The following is a 17300-nucleotide window of genomic DNA, read 5'->3' as shown; positions in this document are numbered from 1 at the left end:
CTTAGTTGAGGTCGCTTTCCTTGATGTAGCCGGAGTCGACGACGACCTTCTGGTAGTTGGCCTTGTCGACGGCGATCGGGTCGAGCAGGTAGGCCGGGACGACCTTCGCGCCGTTGTCGTAGGTCTTGGTGTCGTTGACCTCGGGCTTCTTGCCGTTCAGCAGCGCGTCGACCATGTTCGAGGACACCTTGGCGAGCTCGCGGGTGTCCTTGTAGACGGTCATCGACTGCTGGTCGGCGATGATCGACTTCACCGAGGCGACCTCGGCGTCCTGACCGGTGACGACCGGCAGCGGCTTGGCCTTCGAGCCGTAGTCGTCCGACTTCAGCGCCGACAGGATGCCGATGGAGATGCCGTCGTACGGCGAGAGGACCGCGTCGACCCGCTCGCGCTTGTAGGCCGAGGTCAGGATGTCGTCCATGCGCTTCTGGGCGGTGCCGCCGTCCCAGCGCAGGGTGGTGACCTGGTTGAGCTTGGTCTGGCCGGAGCGGACGACGAGCTGCTTCTTGTCGATGTAGGGCTGCAGGACGTTCATCGCGCCCTGGAAGAAGTAGCGGGTGTTGTTGTCGTCGTTGGAACCGGCGAAGAGCTCGATGTTGAACGGGCCCTTCTCGGACCCGTCCTTCAGGCCGAGCTTCTCGACGATGTAGTTGCCCTGGAGCTCGCCGACCTTCTCGTTGTCGAACGACGCGTAGTAGTCGACGTTCTCCGTGCCGAGGATCAGGCGGTCGTAGGAGATCACCGGGATCTCGGCTTCCTTGGCCTGCTGGAGCACGTTGTTCATCGACTTGTTGTCGATGGCCGCGACGATCAGCGCCTTCACACCCTGGGTGATCAGGTTCTCGATCTGCGAGACCTGCTGGTCCGGGTCGTCCTCGCCGTAGACCAGCGTGGTCTTGTAGCCCTTGGACTCCAGGTCCTTCTTGACGTTGTTGCCGTCGGCGATCCAGCGCTCGGAGGACTTGGTCGGCATCGCGATGCCGATGGTGGCGCCCTTGGTGTCGCCACCCTTCTCCTCGCTCCCGCCCTCACTGCTCTGGCCGCAGGCGGACAGGGTCAGAGCGAGGGAGGCGGCTCCGGCTACGGCGGCGAGGGCGGCTCTGCGGTTGCGCATGGTCATCATCCTTGATGTGTGTGCAGGGCTCGGTCTGGAGTGCGAAGTCGCCCGGAAGGTCAGGCCCGGAAGACCGAGAAGCGGTGCGTGGGATTCTGCGTGACTGTGTCGACTTTTGTCGCGGATGTTTCTGGAACGTTATGCCGAGTGACCGAACCGTGTCAGAGCGCCCGGCAGCCGCGAACCGAGCGGCGCCATGTCGCCGTCCGCGCCGTGCCGTGCCAGCAGGTCCAGGGCGAGCCGGCCGCGCCGCACCCGCTCCTTGGCGGTGGCCAGGGTCAGGTCCCGCATGTGGTTGCCGTACGGGTAGATGCCGGGCGCCTTCGACAGGCCGAACTTCAGGTAGATCGGTGCGCCGCGCCGGATGAGCTCGGCGACCTCGTACATCCGCACATAGCCGCCGAGATCGTCGGGGGCCTCGATGTACATGTCCATGGGGGCGGCGGAGACCCGTCGGATCTCCGTGAGGTGATCCAGCGTCAGATCGCTGGGCACGTTGATCGAGTCGGCGCCCAGGTTCTCGTACACCGCGTACGCGGCCGGGTTGACCGGACCGATCAGCGCCGAGACCTTCAGGGTGGTGTCGGCCGGGATGATCCCGGCGGCCCGCGCCCGGTGCAGCGTCCACAGCACGCCCTCGTCGGCGACGAGCAGGCACTGGACGCCCAGCTCCGTGGCTCGTACGGCGTCCTCGACGCACCCGGCGACGGCGTCGTGACCGCGGGCGCGCAGACCGGCCCCCCGCGAGTCGGTACGCGTGGAACCACCGATGTCCCACGTGCCGCGCGGCCCGGTGAACAGACAGAGCTCGATGTCGCGCTCACCCGTGGCCTCGACCATCTCGGTGATCTCGGCGTCGGACAGCATCCACACGCCGCTGCCCTGGCTGATCCGGTGGATCGGCACGTCGAGGCGCGAGGCCTCCTTGAGGACCACGGCCAGCGCTTCGGGACCCTCGCACGAGGGGATCTCGGTGCGCCAGCGGCCGCCGCCCGGGAAGGTGTGCGGCGAGGCGTCGGCGGGGGACAGGGCGGGCGCGCCCAGGCCGAGCGCGGCGAGCGCCTGCTCACCGGGTCGACGGGCTGCCGTGGCGGAAGCGTCGGTCACAAGCTGTCCTTTGTGTTCGAAATGTCGGACGAAGTTCGCGGCTCAGGGCGTGGGGGGCTTGGGTGTACGCCGGTACGGGAGCCGTCAGGTGCCCCCGTACCGGCGTACGTCTTAGGGGCGGAGCAGTACCTTGCCCACCTTCGGATCGCCGGACCCCACCAGCTCGATCGCCTCGGGGAACTCGGCGAGCGGCAGCTCGTGCGTCACCAGCGGCAGCGGATCGAGCAGTCCGGCCCCGAACACCCGCACCGTGTGCGCCCAGGCGTCCGGCGGCGCACCGAAGACGGTGTGCACCTCCAGCTGCCGTACGACGAGGTCGGTCGGGTCGAGCCCGTCGGCGCCCGCCGCCGGGATCCCGGTCAGGACCAGCCGCCCGCCGCGCCTGAGCAGCGCGGCGGAGGTGCGCGCGGCGTCCGCGGACCCGGCGGTCTCGATCACGACGTCGATGTCGTCGGGGAGCAGCTGGTCCTTGGTGCGGAAGTCGGTGGCGCCGTACTGCCGGGACAGCGCCTCCCGGTCACCCCGGGTGCCGACGACGAGCAGCTCGGCGGGGGAGACCGCCTTGAGGAACTGGATGGCGAACATGCCAAGGGTGCCGGTGCCGACGACGGCGACCCGCTCGCCGGGCTTGGCGTTCGCCTTGAGCGCGGCGGCGGCGATGCAGGCGGCGGGCTCCAGGAGGGCCGCCGCCGTCAGGTCGGCCTCGTCCGGCAGGACGTGCAGGAGCCGGGCCGGGAGGGTCAGGGTGGTGGCCATGGCCCCCGGCTGGGTGAATCCGGTCTCCTCGTAGCCTGCCGTGCACAGCGTGGTCTCGCCCGCGTGGCAGCGGTCGCAGACCTGGCAGTTGCGGAAGCCCTCCCCGACGACCTTGCGGCCGGTCAGGGACGCGGGGACGCCCGCACCCACCGCCTCGACCGTCCCGGACCACTCATGGCCGGGCGTGAGCGGGTAGCGGACGTACCCCTCGGGCCGGTTGCCCTGGTACACCTCCCGGTCGCTGCCGCAGATGCCGACGGCGTGAACGCGGACGAGGGCCTCGCCGGCGCCGGGCTCACGAGGCGTGTGCTCGGTGAGCCGGTGCTCGCCGGGCGCCTCGATGACGACGGCGGTGCTCACCGCTGGGTGCCCTTCGGCTTGCGCTGCTCCCAGCCCTCGGCCCACAGGTCGAAGCGGGCCTGCTGCTGCGGGAACTCGGCCGCCGCGTCGGTGTCGAGCTCGACGCCGAGGCCGGGGGCGTCGGAGAGGTGGAAGTAGCCGTCGACCACCTGCGGAGCGCCCTTGACGACCTTCTTGATCTCCGCGTCCGCGAAGTCGTTGAAGTGCTCCAGGATCTTGAAGTTGGGGGAGGTGAAGCCGACCTGGAGGGAGGCGGCGGTCAGCACCGGGCCGCCCACGTTGTGCGGGGCGACCAGCATGTAGTGGGTCTCGGCGGTCGCGGCCAGCTTCCGCGTCTCCCAGATACCGCCGATGTGGCCGACGTCCGGCTGGATGATGTCGACGGCCTGGCTCTCGAACAGCTCACGGAACTCGATGCGGTCGTGGATGCGCTCACCGGTGGCGACCGGCATGTCGACCTTGGCGGCGACCTTCTCCAGGGCCTTGAGGTTCTCCGGCGGCACCGGCTCCTCCAGCCAGGCCGGCTTGAACGGCGCGAGCTCGTGCGCGAGCCGGACCGCGGTGGCGGGCGAGAAGCGGCCGTGCATCTCCAGCATCAGCTCGGAGTCGGGGCCGATGGCGTCCCGTACGGCCTCGATGAGAGAGACGGCGTACATGGTCTGCTCGTGGTCCAGCTCGAAGTGGCCGGTGCCGAAGGGGTCGATCTTGAGCGCCTTGTACCCGCGCTCCATGACTCCCTGGGCGGCCTTGTGGTAGGCCTCCGGGGTCCGCTCGGTCGTGTACCAGCCGTTGGCGTACGCCTTGACCTTGTCGGTGACCTTGCCGCCGAGCAGCTGCCAGACGGGGACGCCCAGGGCCTTGCCCTTGATGTCCCAGCAGGCCATCTCGATCACGGCGATGCCGGACATCACGATCTCGCCGGCCCGCCCGTAGTCGCCGTACTTCATACGGCGGACCAGATCCTCGACAGCGAACGGGTCCGACCCGAGAATGTGGTTGGTCTCCGCCTCGTGCAGGTAACCGAGCAGCGCGTCGGTGTGGCCCAGCATGCGGGTCTCGCCGACGCCGGTGAGTCCCTCGTCGGTGTGCACCTGGACGTAGGTCAGGTTGCGCCACGGCGTCCCAACCACGTGTGTGCTGATTCCCGTGATGCGCACGGTAGTTACTCCCTGTACTCGTCAGGTTTGTTCGAAATATCGTCACACGTTCGAAATGCTGACGCGACATTAAGGATGGCGCGGTCGAAGTGTCAATGGGTCGAACGGACAACGGTTCCGACGCGATGGCCGCGATGGCCGGGATGGCGGGGAATGGTCCGGGCCGTCCTTGCCGCATTACACCGGAACACGGGATTCCTACACAACTTTCACAGCCTCGCCCGGGAACGTCACCGGTGCGGAACTTAATCTTCCCGCGTCATGGACTACTGCCACCCGTGCCAACGGCACCTCAACGGCGCCCTCGCCTGCCCGGGGTGCGGCACGCCGGCCGAAGCGTGCCGGGCGCATGCGGATTCCGTGCTCGATCGGGACGACGCGGTCGCGGACGAACGCGACGACACGTACGAGGGCGACGAGCCGGAGGCCGGCGGAGGCCGAGCCCGGTCCCGGGGCCGGTCCCGGTCCCGGGACCGGGGCGCGGGGACCAGCCGGCGCGACCGGAAGGCGGCGCTGCACCGGCGCCGCCGCCGACGGGCCCTGATGCTCGGGGCCGGGTTGCTGCTCGCCGCGGGGGGACTGAGTCTCGCGGAGCTCGGCATCGAGGCCCCGTCGGGGGAGCCGAACACGGCGTCCGCGGGTGACGCCGGCACCGGTTCGCCGACGCCGTCGGCGGAGGGAGCCGCCGCGTCCGGCGGTGGGGCGGGGGGATCGACCGACGCGGGGCGGGGTTCGCCGGCCGCGTCGGCGTCTCCCTCGGCCTCGGAGACGAAGAAGCGCGAGAAGGAGGACCGGGACAAGTCCGAGGACTCCTCGGGCTCCAACGCGTCGGCGACGCCCGGGATCTCGGCTCCCGCCGCGACCTCCCCGCCTCCGGGCGCCGGCGCTCCGGATCCCGGTTCGCCCCCGGAGCCGACCGCGGACCCGACGGAGGATCCGGCCCCGGAGCCGACCCCTTCGGAGTCGTGCACCCGCTTCCTGTGGTGGTGCGCGTAGGGGTTCCGGTCGTACGGGTGGGGCGCCGTCTCCTCGGCTCCCGCCGCCTGCCGCGTTATTCAACCGTGACGACTTCCCGTTGCAACCCTCTTGACCGCCATGAATTGTTAGCGCTCACAATGACGTCCGCGTTCATCAGTCGTTTTCGACGACAGCCAAGGAGGTGCGGTCGTGACTTACTCGCAGCTTCGGCCGCCCACCATGGCCGATGTGGCACGCCTGGCCGGTGTGTCCCACCAGACCGTGTCCCGTGTGCTGGGCGAGCACCCCAACGTGCGGGACGAGACGCGGGCCAGGGTGCTGCGCGCGATCGAGGAGATGGGCTACCGCCGCAACTCCTCGGCACGGGCCCTGGTCACCCGGCGCACCCGGACTCTGGGTGTGGTCGCCTCCGACACCACCCTCTACGGGCCGGCCAGCACGTTGTTCGCGCTCGAGGAGGCGGCACGCGCCGAGGGGTACCTCGTCTCGACGGTCAGTCTGCGCAAGCTGACCGTGGAGAAGCTGTCCGAGGCCCTGGACCACCTCGGCGAGGGCGGCGTCGAGGGAGTGGTCGCCATCGCCCCGCAGCGGTCGGCGGTCGAGGCCCTCGCCGAACTCCGCCACCCCTTCCCGGTGGTGACCGTGGGCAGCGGGCCCGGAGCGGGGATCCCCAGCGTCAACGTGGATCAGCATCTGGGCGCGCGGTTGGCCACCGGCCATCTGCTCGCCACCGGCCACAGCAAGGTCTGGCACCTCGCCGGACCCGAGGACTGGCAGGAGGCGGCCGACCGGGCCGCCGGCTGGCGGGCGACCCTCGAAGCGGCAGGCGTGGAGCCGCCGATGCTGCTGCGCGGGGACTGGAGCCCGCTGTCCGGCTACCGGGCCGGCCAGGAACTGGCCGGCTGGGTGGGCCGCGGGCTGACCGCCGTCTTCGTCGCCAACGACCAGATGGCACTGGGGGTGTTGCGGGCCCTGCGTGAAGCGGGTGTGAGAACTCCCCAGGACGTCGCGGTGGTCGGCTTCGACGACATCCCGGAGTCGGAGTTCTTCGCTCCACCGCTCACCACCGTCCGGCAGGACTTCTCGGCGGTGGGCCGGCGGAGCATCGCCCTGCTGCTGGATCTCATCGAGGGCCGGGGCCCCTCCGGGACGCCCCGGTTCGCCATCGAACCCCAACTCGTCGTCCGCGCCAGTACGTGTCCGTCCACTCCGCAGGCGGAGGGCGCACCCGGCTGACGCGGCACCAACCGGCCGCCTTCCACTCATTTGTGCGGCCGACATTTCGAACAATGATCGACAGGCTGGACGTAGTGCGGCCGGTCCCATCGAGTACCAGCAGGTCCGGCCCCGGACCGGCTCTTCAAAGGAGAAGAAGCATGCTCAACAGACGGAACTTCCTCACCGCGGCGGTCGGCGTGGCGGCGGCGGGCGGCCTGGCCGCCTGTGCCAAGGAGGACGACAGCTCCTCCAGCTCCTCCTCCTCGGGCGGCGGTGGCAAGAAGATCACCCTCGGCTTCTCCCAGGTCGGCTCGGAGAGCGGCTGGCGCACCGCCAACAGCGACTCGGTGAAGGCGTCGGCCAAGGAGGCCGGCTTCAACCTCAAGTTCTCCGACGCCCAGCAGAAGCAGGAGAACCAGATCTCCGCGATCCGCAGCTACATCGCGCAGAAGGTGGACGTCATAGCCTTCTCGCCGGTCGTCGTCACCGGCTGGGACGCGGTGCTCACGGAGGCCAAGAAAGCGAAGATCCCGGTCGTCCTCACCGACCGCTCGGTGGAGACCTCCGACGAGTCCCTGTACGTCACCCTGGTCGGCTCCGACTTCACGGACGAGGGCCGCCGCGCCGCCAAGATCCTGGAGAAGGTCCTCGAGAAGGCCGGCCACAAGGGCCCCGTGAAGATCGCACAGCTGGAGGGCACCACCGGTGCCGCCCCCGCGATCGAGCGAGCCAAGGGCTTCAAGGAGGTCATGGACGCGGATCACAAGGACGACTGGAAGATCGTCGTCAGCCAGACCGGTGACTTCACCCGCGCCGGCGGCAAGCAGGTCATGGCGGCCTTCCTGCAGTCCAACCCGGACATCGACGTGCTGTTCGCGCACAACGACGACATGGGCATCGGCGCCATCCAGGCCATCGAGGCGGCCGGCAAGAAGCCCGGTAAGGACATCCTGATCGTCACGGTCGACGGCGTGAAGGACGGCTTCGTCGCCATGTCCGAGGGCAAGATCAACGCCATCGTCGAGTGCAACCCGCTCCTCGGCCCCCAGCTGATGGACGTCGTGAAGAAGGTCCACGCCGGCGAGACGGTCGAGCGGTGGATCAAGACCGAGGAGAGCGACTTCATGCAGGACCAGGCCAAGGAAGCCCTCCCGAACCGCAAGTACTGACCGACCGCACCCACCGGCAGGGAGCCTTCGGCAGGCCGGGAACGCCTCGGTCGAGGAGGCTCCCTGCGGGCCTGAACCCATTTCATGAGGAGCGCTGCCATGGCAGAGCCGCGGCCCGTCCTGGAGATGACGGGCATAGTCAAAGAGTTTCCGGGGGTACGGGCTCTGTCGGGCGTCGACTTCCGGCTCTACCCCGGCGAGATCCACGCCCTGATGGGCGAGAACGGCGCCGGGAAGTCCACCCTCATCAAGGTGCTGACGGGGGTCTACTCCCTGGACGGCGGCACGATCACCCTCGACGGCAAGTCCGTGCGGTTCGGCAGCCCGCTGCAGGCGCAGCAGGCCGGCATCAGCACGGTCTACCAGGAGGTCAACCTCTGCCCCAACCTGTCGGTGGCGGAGAACATATTCATCGGACGCGAACCCACCCGCATGGGCCGCATCCAGTGGAAGCAGATGCGGCGGGACGCGGCGCAGCTGGTGGACCGGCTCGGCCTCGACATCGACGTGACCGCGCCCCTGTCCTCGTACCCTCTGGCGGTGCAGCAACTGGTCGCGATCGTACGGTCGGTGGGCACCGGCGACAGTGACGGCGAGGGCTCCGGCACCAAGGTGCTGGTCCTGGACGAGCCCACCTCCAGCCTCGACCGCGACGAGGTCCTCGAACTGTTCCGCCTGATGCGGCAGCTGAGGGACGAGGGCGTCGCGATCCTGTTCGTCTCGCACTTCCTCGACCAGATCTACGAGATCTGCGACCGGATGACCGTCCTGCGCAACGGCACCCTGGTCGGCGAGCACATGGTGCGTGACCTCGACCAGGTCGGGCTGATCGAGCTGATGATCGGCAAGGCCCTGGACCAGCTGGAGGAACTCCACGACCACCAGCTGCACTCCGGCGTCGGCGAGACCCTGCTCAAGGCCGAGGGCCTGGGCCGGACCGGCGGCATCGCACCCTTCGACCTGGAGATCAAGAAGGGCGAGGTCCTCGGACTCGCCGGCCTGCTCGGCTCGGGCCGCACCGAACTGGCCCGGCTGCTGTTCGGCGCCGACCAGCCCGACAGCGGCAAGATGACCGTCGGCGGCGAGCAGGTGTCGATGAGCGCCCCGAACGACGCCATCGGCGCCGGGATCGCGTTCTGCTCGGAGAACCGCAAGGCCGAGGGCCTGGTCCCCGATCTGACGGTGCGGGAGAACATCATCCTCGCCCTCCAGGCGACCCGCGGCTGGACCCGGCCCATCCCGGTCGCCCAGCGCGACGAACTCGTCGCCAAGTACATCAAGGCCCTCGACATCCGCCCCGCCAACCCGGAGGCCCGTGTCGGCCAGCTCAGCGGCGGCAACCAGCAGAAGGTCCTGCTCGCCCGCTGGCTGATCACCCAGCCGAAGCTGCTGATCCTCGACGAGCCCACGCGCGGCATCGACGTCGGCGCGAAGACGGAGATCCAGAAGCTCGTGGTCTCCCTCTCCGAGGACGGCATGTCCGTGCTGTACATCGCGGCCGAGCTGGAGGAGGTCCTCCGGCTCAGCCACACCATCGGAGTGCTGCGCGACCGCCGGCTGGTGGCGCGGATCGCCAACGGGCCCGAGATCACTCCCAGCCGGATCCTGGAGACCATCGCGAGCGGAGAACACCAGTGACCACCACGTCCCGCTGGCGAGCGCTGACGCACCACCACCTGTTCTGGCCGGTCGCGGTCCTGGTCGTCCTGCTGCTCGTCAACGTCCCCTTCACCCCTGACTTCTTCTCGATCCGGATGTCGAACGGCCACCTCTACGGCAGCCTCGTCTCGATCGTGCTGTTCGGCTCGCCCCTCATCCTGGTGGCGGTCGGCATGACCCTGGTCATCGCCACCGGCGGAATCGACCTCTCCGTCGGCGCGGTCGTCGCCATCACAGGGGCCCTGGCCTGTTCCTACATCAGCGACCAGGCCGACCAGAGCGCCCTGTCCGGAGTGCTGCTCGCCATGGGTCTCGGACTGCTGGCCGCGGTCGTCTGTGGCCTGTGGAACGGCTTCCTGGTCGCCAGGATGGGCATCCAGCCGATCATCGCCACGCTGATCATCATGGTCGCCGGACGCGGTGTCGCCCAGCTGATCACCGACGGCCAAATCATCACCGTCAACAGCGAGCCGTACAAGCTGATCGGCGGCGGCTACTGGCTGACCCTGCCGTTCTCCATCTTCGTGGTGGCTCTGGTCGTGGCCGTCACCGTGGCACTGACCCGCCGTACGGCGCTCGGTCTGCTCGTCGAGTCGGTCGGCGGCAACGCCGAGGCCAGCCGCCTGGTCGGCATCAGGTCCCGGCGCATCAAGATCATGGTCTATATGTTCTGCGCGCTGTGCGCGGGCATCGCGGGACTGATGATCAGCTCCAACACCTCGGCCGCGGACGGCAACAACGCCGGCCTGTGGATCGAACTCGACGCGATCCTCGCGGTGGTCATCGGCGGCACCTCGCTGCTCGGCGGACGGTTCTCCATCGGCGGCACGGTGATCGGTGCCCTCGTCATCCAGACCCTGACCACCACGATCTACACCATCGGCGTGCCGACCCAGACCAACCTGGTCTTCAAGGCCGCCGTCGTCATCGTCGTGTGCCTGCTGCAGTCCCCGAAGTTCCGGGCCAAGGTCTTCGGCGCCGGGCGCGGCGGTGCCACTCCCCAGGCCGCGCCCGCCCCGGCCGCCGAGTCCGCCCCGAAGATGGAGGTGTCGCGATGAGCGCGACCACCCGGACCCGTACGGAGCCGGAAAGCCGTGCGCCGTCCAAGGCCGCGCGCCTGCTCGGCGACCGGCGGCTGCCCGTCCTGGTCACGGCCGCCCTGTTCCTCGCGATGTACATCGCCGGTCTCAGCCGGTACCAGAACTACGGGTTCGCCGAACCCCAGGTGTTCCTCAACCTGTTCATCGACAACGGCTATCTGCTGGTCGCCGCCGTCGGCGCCACCTTCGTCATCCTGTCGGGCGGCATCGACCTGTCCGTGGGCTCGCTGATCGGCTTCACCACCATGTTCACGGCGTGGCTGGTGGAGGGTCAGGGAGTGCCGCTGGTGCTGGTCGTCCCGATCGCGCTGCTGGTCGGCGCGTTCGGCGGCTTCCTCATGGGCTATGTGATCCAGAACTTCGAGATCCAGCCGTTCATCGTGACCCTCGCCGGGCTCTTCCTCTTCCGCGGACTGTGCCTGGTCATCAGCAAGGAGTCGATCGCGATCAGCGACTCCTCGGTGAGCAGCCTGGCGCAGACCCGGGTGCCGCTGGGCCTGGGGGAACTGTCGATCGGCGCCGTCGTGGCCCTGGTCGTCCTCGGTGTCGCCTTCTACGTGCTCCACTACACCCGCTTCGGGCGCCGGGTGTACGCCATCGGCGGCAACGAGCAGTCGGCGCTGCTGATGGGTCTTCCGCAGGGCGGCACGAAGATCGCCGTCTACACGGTGAGCGGCTTCTGCTCGGCCATGGCCGGGCTGCTGTTCATGCTGTACATCCAGTCCGGTGACCCGCTGCACGCCACCGGCATGGAGCTCGACGCGATCGCCGCGGTGGTCATCGGCGGCACGCTGCTGACCGGTGGTTCCGGTTATGTGCTGGGCACCCTGTTCGGCGTGCTGGTGCTGGGCCTGATCAAGAGCATCATCCAGTTCGAGGGCACGCTCAGCTCCTGGTGGACGAAGATCGCCACCGGTGTGCTGCTGTGCGCGTTCATCCTGATCCAGCGCGCCATGACGACCCGTAGAAAAACCTGAGCCGAACGGGCACTTCCGGACCGGAGCGGTCCGTCGCACACACCGTGCGACGGACCGCTCCGCGGTTTCCGCCCGCGTTCTCGAACGCGGGAAACGCGGGACGACGGACTCACGAGTCAAGCATGCGCAGGAGCAGGTCCCGGAGGGAGAGCCGCTCGGTGTGGGAGAGGCCCGCGAGCGGTTCCCGGGCGAACCGCAGTGACTCCCGCAGGTTCCGGGCCACCTGCCGTCCCTCCCGCGTGGCCGCTGCCAGCTTCACCCGCCGGTCGAGGACGCCGTGGGCAGTTGGGTCAGTACGTCGTTGCCGTACCTCACACCCCGCGCGAAAGAGCAGGGGGATGCCTGGGGAGCCGAGGCCGCGGCCCAGGGTGGACGGGGGACCCAGCGGATCGTGCACGCCGGCGAGGTACCGGCTCCGGGTGACGTGGCAGCGCTGTTCGGAATCTCGGAAGGGGAGGCAGTCGTTGTACGCCGCCGGCTGATCCTCCTCGACGACCAGCCCAACGAACTGACCGACACCTACTACCCGACCAGCGTGGGCAGGGGGACCGCACTCGCCCGAAGCGCCAAAATCCCCGGCGGAGCAGTCACGTTGCTCGCCGAGCTCGGGTACGTCGGCGCCCTCGTGCGTGAGGACGTGACGGCCGGCATGCCGGACGAGGAGGAGCGGCAGGCCCTGAAGACCGATCCGGGGGAGCCGGTCCTGCGGCTCACCCGTCTCACGCTGGACCGCGATGATCGCCCGATCCAGGTCGACCGTATGGTGATGCCTGCCCTCCGGCAGAGACTGCGCTACGAGATCAGGATCGGATGACCGTGCCCAAGGCAGACCCGGAAGCCGCCGACCGCCGCTCGCTGCACGAGAGGATCGCGGCCGATCTGCGCGACGCCATCATGAGCGGAGACCTGGCGCCCGGCACCAGCCTGCCGTCGACCGCGCAGCTCAAGGAGCGATTCGACGCGTCGAGCGCCACGGTGCAGAAGGCCCTGCAACTCCTCAAGGAGGAAGGTCTCGCGGTCGGAAGAGCGGGCGCCGCCGTCACGGTGCGGGAGCACCGTCAACGCACCGTCCGCCCCGCCGCTTTCATGAGGCCGGGCCGCCCCGAAGAGCCCTACCGCTGGCTCACCGAGGCGGCCAAGCACGGAACGCACGCCCGTAGCGCGCTTCTCGACGTGGCGGAGACCCGCCCACCCGCCGATGTCCGAGCCGCCCTCGGCCTGCCGGCGGATGGCACGGCCGTGCTCCGCAGCCAGATTCTCCTGATCGACGACGAGCCGGCCGAACTCGTCGAGTCGTACTACCCGTTGGACATTGCCAGAGATACGGCCCTGTTGGACCGGCGCAGGATCAGGGGCGGAACTCCCGTGCTGCTGACGGAACTCGGCCACCCGCCTCGCCGGAGTGTGGATCGGGTCTCCGCGAGAATCCCGACCCAGGCGCAGTACCGAGCACTCCACCTCACCAGCAACATCCCGGTGTTGCGTACCCTCCGCGTCGTCCACAGCGACCGGGAGGACCCTGTCGAAGTGACGGTCATGGTGAAGGCGGGGCATCTCTATGAGTTGCAGTACGAGTTCTTGGCCGAGTAATCCGTTGCGATGATCGGCGGTTGTTCTCCCGCGGCGAATTGCTGCCGCGGCCCTCACGGGCCCTTCCGGCACCTTGCCGCGACCTCGGGCACGTTCTGCACTGGTCCGCCTGGCGCCGCCATCACCAGCGCCAAGCCGTCCAGGTCCACCGCCGCTGGAACAGCGTCATCGCAGAAGCGACAACCTGACACCACTGCGAAGATCACGAGCTGCCGTGACTGATCAGCAACTTCAGGCCAAACCTTGTTCGCATTGACTGCATTGCGTGACGAGTGTTGACGCAAGTTGACAGTAGGGATTGGATGATTTCGATTTTTGAAGATCGTGCGACCACGGGGGCGGGATTCTGTGTCGATATGGTGCGTGGGTGGCAACGGTGGACGACGTAGACGGGGGCGGGACGGAGTCGTTGGTCCGGCTGCCGCTGTGTTGGTCATGTTGCTCGCGATGGGGGCGCTTCCGGGGCCGGTGCTTGCTGCCGCCGCTGCGGAGCACGATTCTCCGCCCTTATCGGAAGGGCAGAAGGCTCTGCATGAGGCTCAGCAATCTGGTCAACGGGTTGAGGTGACCGCAGAGCGTACGGAGCGGACCACGGTCTACGCCAACCCCGATGGCTACACATTCACCCTTGAGGAGTCTGTCGTTCCGGTCCGCGTCGCCACGGCTGACGGAGGCTGGCAGGCGCCGGATGCCACGCTGGCAAAGCGGGCTGACGGAACGGTGGCGCCCAAGGCGGCTGCTGCGGAGATGGAGTTTTCCGGTGGGGGGAGCGAAGACGCCCTCGTCCGCATTTCCGATGCGGGTCGGTCATTGGAGCTTGACTGGCCCGGTACATTGCCCACTCCGCGTCTGAATGGGCCCAGTGCCGTGTACTCGGAAGTCCTGCCCGGAGTTGATCTCAAGGTCACGGCCACTCCGGAGAGTTTTCAGAACGTTCTGGTCGTCAAATCGCCCGAGGCTGCTTCGAGTGACGAGTTGAAGAAGCTTACTTTCGGGCTGAAGACAAGCGGCCTTTGGGTCCAGGAGGGGGCTTCCGGGAACCTGGTGGCGGTCGACGAAAACGGTCGCACGGTGTTCAAAGCGCCGCCTGCCCGGATGTGGGACTCGGCGGGCGAGGCGGGGCCGCAAGCGCAGCTGGCGGTGTTGGAGGCGGTCGACGCCGATGAAGCCGAGCCTTCGGACCCCTCGGAATCGGCGCCGTCGGGTACTGGCCTGGAGCCTGGCCAGGGCGACAGGGTTGCCCGGATGGACGTTGAGGTCGACAGCGACTTGCTGTCGGTGATGCCGGATCAGGAGATGCTGTCGGCGACAGAGGCCTCGGCGTTCCCCTTGTTCATCGATCCGACCGTGACGTGGGGTGAGTCGGAGCGCACGCTGCTGCGCAGTGACGGCTACGAGTCCTACGGGTGGGGCAACGGGGAGGACGATCGGGGCAAGGGGGTGGGCAAGTGCGGCACCTGGGGCGGTTACTACTGCGGACCGGGATATGTCCAGCGGCTGTACTTCGAGTTCTCGCCGGCCAGCCTGAAGGGCAAGAGGGTACTGGATGCCACGTTCCGGGTGACCGAGCCGTGGGCGTTCCAGTGCGACCCACGCTGGGTCGACCTGGTGCGGACGAACAACATCTCCTCCTCGACCACATGGTCGTCCCGTCCAGCGAATCTCGACTTGATGGTTGACCGGAATGTGTCGGCAGGGCGCGGGTCGCTCTGCGATCCGGACTCCCCGAATGCACCAATCGAGTTCAACGACAACCCGGACGAGTCGAACGAGAACCTCACCCCGACAGTCAGGGATTTCGCCGCGGGCAAGTTCTCCCGGCTCACACTGATGCTCAAGGCGCATGACGAGTCGGACACGGCAGCGTGGAAGCGATTCAGGAACGATGCAGTACTGGCCGTGGACTTCGTCGGTCTCCCCGACAGGCCGACTGGCGTCGGCCTGGTGACGGGCTCGGGCACGGTGTGCCCGAAAGACGACGCAGATCCGGCCGTAGTGTCGGATCCGACGCCCACGCTATCGGCGACGGCCCAGACCAAGCCGGGTGGCGAGAAGGACGCGCGACTGCGTGTGTACTTCGACATCGATGAGCGCAGGAACGGCACTTGGGCGGATGCGCCGGCGGGCGCCGGCGACCTGCGGCCTTCCACCGGTTACGTCGGTGACGGCGTCAAGGTGACCATGTCCTGGTCGACGCTCGCCGAAAACACCCTGCACCGGTACCGCGCCTTCGTGCGCTCGTACTACAACGCAGGCAAGAGCTATGTATCGGGGCCGTCCAGCAGCGGTTGGTGCTACTTCAAGGTCGACAAGACCGCACCGAAGGCGCCGAAGATCACCATCGGCAGTCCATACTCGGAGTGCACGACCAACGCGTGCGCGGCGGGCGGCGGCCCCGGCATCAAGGGCACTTTCAGCTTCGCCCCCGACCCGGCCGACAGCAACATCAAGTCGTACCAGTACACCGTCTCGGGCATGACCACATGGCCGACCGCAAACGGCTCAAAGGCCAATGTGTCGGTGACGCCGGAACGTTCGGGCAGCCTCACGTTGTGGGCGCGGGCCAAGGACGAGGTCGGCCGTTACGGCGCGTGGAATGCGGTGGATTTCCTGGTCGCAGCAGGCGATGGCCCGGCGGCCCGTTACCACTTCGATGAGGCTGATGGTGCGGCGGTGGACAAGGCGACGGACGACGGCAAGGACGACGCGACGCTGGCCGCCGGAGCAGTGCGCCATCACAGCGGGCGGCGGGGCCTGCTCACGCACGACGCTCAGGGGCAGCCGCTGGAGCAGGCCGTCACCGATCGAGGCTTGCTGCTCGACGGCAGCAGTAGCGGCCATGCCACCACGGCAGGCCCGGTCCTGGAAACCCGATCGTCGTACACGGTCTCGGCGTGGGTGCGGGTGGACCCGGGGGTGACGGGAACGGTCTCGGTGCTGAGCCAGACGCCGACGACCGCGAGCCCATGGTCGAAGAAGTACAGCCCGTTCGTCATCTCCTACGGCGGCAAGTGGAGTATCCGGGTCTTCTCCACCGAGGGCGTCTTCCAAAGGGAAGCGGCATCCTTGGTCTCCCACCCCAAGGGTGTATGGACACACGTGGCAGCTGTGCACGATGCGCAGCTCAAGAAGGTCCACCTCTATGTCAACGGCATCCGGGAAGCCTCCGTGGATGCCGGCACGCCCTGGTCGGCCGAGGGAAGTCTCGAAATCGGTCGGCTGATGTACGGGGACAGCTACCTGGACCACTTCAAGGGCTTCGTCGATGAAGTGGCCGTATGGCAACGCGTATTGACCGACAAGGAAGTCAGCGATGAGGCCCGGCTGCTGACGTCCGAGAGATTCGCGGGCGTGGAACTGGTGGGAGGCTGGCGGGCCGAGCAGGGCAGCGGTACCACCATCCCCGACACCCTCTCCGGATACGGTCGGAAGATGACCCTGGCCGGTGACGCCTCGCTTAACGGCGAGGAGATCGTGCTGGACGGCGTGGACGACGCGGCGTCGGTGGCCGGGCCACTGGTGGACGGCACCGGCTCGTTCACGGTGACCACCCAAGTGGCGCTGGAGGGGGCCAAACTGCTGGCCAAGGACACTGGTTACATTGGGCAAGTACTGGGTCAGCGCACAGCGGACGGTGCCGCCTGGGGCCTGTGGTACGAGCTGACTGGCAAGAACACGGTTGTCGACGACGACGGCAACGAGACGACCGTGGCGGTGGGCCTGTGGCACTTCGGCCGCCTGAACGCCGACGGCACCTTCTCCTCGGTGGTCTCCGAGGAGATCGCTGCCCTGGACAGCGCCGTGAGTCTGACGGGGATCTTCAACGCTCAGGCAGGCACCATCGCCCTCTATCTCGGTCATACCCCCAACGACGCTCCCAAGGCGTTCGTGGCCAAGGTGGGCGAGGGCGAGTTCTCACTTGGCCGGGCCTTTTCCAAGGGGAGCTGGCAGCACTATCTGCCGGCCAGGATCACGGAGGCCCGCGTGTGGGTGGGGGCGATGGCGAGCGCCGAGCAGGTCGAGACCCACGTGGGTGACTAGGGCCGGCTCGGTGCGGGCCATGGTCATGGCCTGCCGTGGGCGACGCGCGTCTCCCTTCTTCGTGACTTTGTGAA

At 68.2% G+C, this 17300-nt stretch carries 13 protein-coding genes and 1 pseudogene; 9 read left to right on the top strand and 5 right to left on the bottom strand.

Annotated elements, in window-relative coordinates; translation table 11 throughout:
* Position 1: 1 nt before the first annotated feature.
* The 4 genes from chvE to ABT063_RS01410 all read right to left on the bottom strand — a co-directional run bounded on the left by chvE (position 2) and on the right by ABT063_RS01410 (position 4494).
* The gene (chvE, locus tag ABT063_RS01425; protein WP_351054999.1) at positions 2-1114 is read right to left on the bottom strand and encodes a multiple monosaccharide ABC transporter substrate-binding protein; all 1113 of its coding nucleotides are present in this window, start codon (positions 1112-1114) and stop codon (positions 2-4) included.
* Positions 1115-1252: 138 nt separating this feature from the next.
* Positions 1253-2221: a hypothetical protein gene (locus ABT063_RS01420; protein WP_351054998.1), complete on the bottom strand. Its 969-nt coding sequence runs from the start codon at positions 2219-2221 to the stop codon at positions 1253-1255.
* 111 nt (positions 2222-2332) lie between these two features.
* A complete protein-coding gene (locus ABT063_RS01415; RefSeq protein WP_351054997.1) occupies positions 2333-3337 on the bottom strand; it encodes a zinc-dependent alcohol dehydrogenase in 1005 nt (334 codons plus the stop codon).
* The gene (locus ABT063_RS01410) at positions 3334-4494 is read right to left on the bottom strand and encodes a mandelate racemase/muconate lactonizing enzyme family protein (protein WP_351054996.1); all 1161 of its coding nucleotides are present in this window, start codon (positions 4492-4494) and stop codon (positions 3334-3336) included. Before ABT063_RS01410 ends, ABT063_RS01415 begins: the two co-directional genes overlap by 4 nt.
* A gap of 261 nt (positions 4495-4755) precedes the next feature.
* On the opposite strand from ABT063_RS01410, the gene ABT063_RS01405 reads away from it, so the two are divergent.
* The 6 genes from ABT063_RS01405 to yjfF all read left to right on the top strand — a co-directional run bounded on the left by ABT063_RS01405 (position 4756) and on the right by yjfF (position 11595).
* On the top strand, positions 4756-5490 hold the full coding sequence (locus ABT063_RS01405; protein WP_502990729.1) for an SCO2400 family protein: 735 nt from the start codon (positions 4756-4758) through the stop codon (positions 5488-5490).
* A 171-nt stretch (positions 5491-5661) separates the two neighbouring features.
* Positions 5662-6708: a LacI family DNA-binding transcriptional regulator gene (locus tag ABT063_RS01400; RefSeq protein WP_351054994.1), complete on the top strand. Its 1047-nt coding sequence runs from the start codon at positions 5662-5664 to the stop codon at positions 6706-6708.
* 140 nt (positions 6709-6848) lie between these two features.
* Entirely contained in the window at positions 6849-7859 is a 1011-nt protein-coding gene (locus ABT063_RS01395) for an ABC transporter substrate-binding protein (RefSeq protein ID WP_351054993.1), read from the top strand.
* A 99-nt stretch (positions 7860-7958) separates the two neighbouring features.
* The gene (locus ABT063_RS01390) at positions 7959-9497 is read left to right on the top strand and encodes a sugar ABC transporter ATP-binding protein (RefSeq protein ID WP_351054992.1); all 1539 of its coding nucleotides are present in this window, start codon (positions 7959-7961) and stop codon (positions 9495-9497) included.
* Positions 9494-10576 carry an ABC transporter permease gene (locus ABT063_RS01385; protein ID WP_351054991.1) on the top strand — a complete coding sequence of 361 codons (1083 nt, stop codon included), beginning with the start codon at positions 9494-9496 and terminating at the stop codon, positions 10574-10576. Before ABT063_RS01390 ends, ABT063_RS01385 begins: the two co-directional genes overlap by 4 nt.
* Positions 10573-11595, top strand: a complete 1023-nt coding sequence (gene yjfF / locus ABT063_RS01380; RefSeq protein ID WP_351054990.1) for a galactofuranose ABC transporter, permease protein YjfF — start codon at positions 10573-10575, stop codon at positions 11593-11595. Before ABT063_RS01385 ends, yjfF begins: the two co-directional genes overlap by 4 nt.
* A 109-nt stretch (positions 11596-11704) precedes the next feature.
* On the opposite strand, the pseudogene ABT063_RS01375 reads toward yjfF, so the two are convergent.
* Positions 11705-11899, bottom strand: a pseudogene (locus tag ABT063_RS01375) (MarR family transcriptional regulator); the annotation flags it as partial.
* On the opposite strand from ABT063_RS01375, the gene ABT063_RS01370 reads away from it, so the two are divergent.
* The 3 genes from ABT063_RS01370 to ABT063_RS01360 all read left to right on the top strand — a co-directional run bounded on the left by ABT063_RS01370 (position 11873) and on the right by ABT063_RS01360 (position 17226).
* Positions 11873-12409: a GntR family transcriptional regulator gene (locus tag ABT063_RS01370; protein WP_351054989.1), complete on the top strand. Its 537-nt coding sequence runs from the start codon at positions 11873-11875 to the stop codon at positions 12407-12409. The pseudogene ABT063_RS01375 and the gene ABT063_RS01370 sit on opposite strands and share 27 nt — an antisense overlap.
* Positions 12406-13185 (top strand): GntR family transcriptional regulator, encoded by a 780-nt coding sequence (locus ABT063_RS01365; RefSeq protein ID WP_351054988.1) that lies wholly within the window; start codon positions 12406-12408, stop codon positions 13183-13185. The genes ABT063_RS01370 and ABT063_RS01365 overlap by 4 nt, the downstream gene beginning before the upstream one ends.
* Before the next feature lie 435 nt (positions 13186-13620).
* Positions 13621-17226: a LamG domain-containing protein gene (locus tag ABT063_RS01360; protein ID WP_351054987.1), complete on the top strand. Its 3606-nt coding sequence runs from the start codon at positions 13621-13623 to the stop codon at positions 17224-17226.
* The last annotated feature ends 74 nt before the right edge of the window (positions 17227-17300 follow it).

It is taken from the genome of Streptomyces sp. NPDC002838 (assembly GCF_040295365.1).
GTDB lineage: Bacteria > Actinomycetota > Actinomycetes > Streptomycetales > Streptomycetaceae > Streptomyces.
The sequence above is the reverse complement of the archived record's forward strand: the minus strand, read 5'-3'. Positions and strand labels throughout refer to the sequence as shown.

Coding starts and splice junctions, on each gene's coding strand:
- yjfF (WP_351054990.1), top strand. CDS start 10,573: ATGAGCGCGACCACCCGGACCCGTACGGAGCCGGAAAGCCGTGCGCCG.
- ABT063_RS01405 (WP_502990729.1), top strand. CDS start 4,756: ATGGACTACTGCCACCCGTGCCAACGGCACCTCAACGGCGCCCTCGCC.
- ABT063_RS01360 (WP_351054987.1), top strand. CDS start 13,621: ATGTTGCTCGCGATGGGGGCGCTTCCGGGGCCGGTGCTTGCTGCCGCC.
- ABT063_RS01395 (WP_351054993.1), top strand. CDS start 6,849: ATGCTCAACAGACGGAACTTCCTCACCGCGGCGGTCGGCGTGGCGGCG.
- ABT063_RS01365 (WP_351054988.1), top strand. CDS start 12,406: ATGACCGTGCCCAAGGCAGACCCGGAAGCCGCCGACCGCCGCTCGCTG.
- ABT063_RS01390 (WP_351054992.1), top strand. CDS start 7,959: ATGGCAGAGCCGCGGCCCGTCCTGGAGATGACGGGCATAGTCAAAGAG.
- chvE (WP_351054999.1), bottom strand. CDS start 1,114: ATGCGCAACCGCAGAGCCGCCCTCGCCGCCGTAGCCGGAGCCGCCTCC.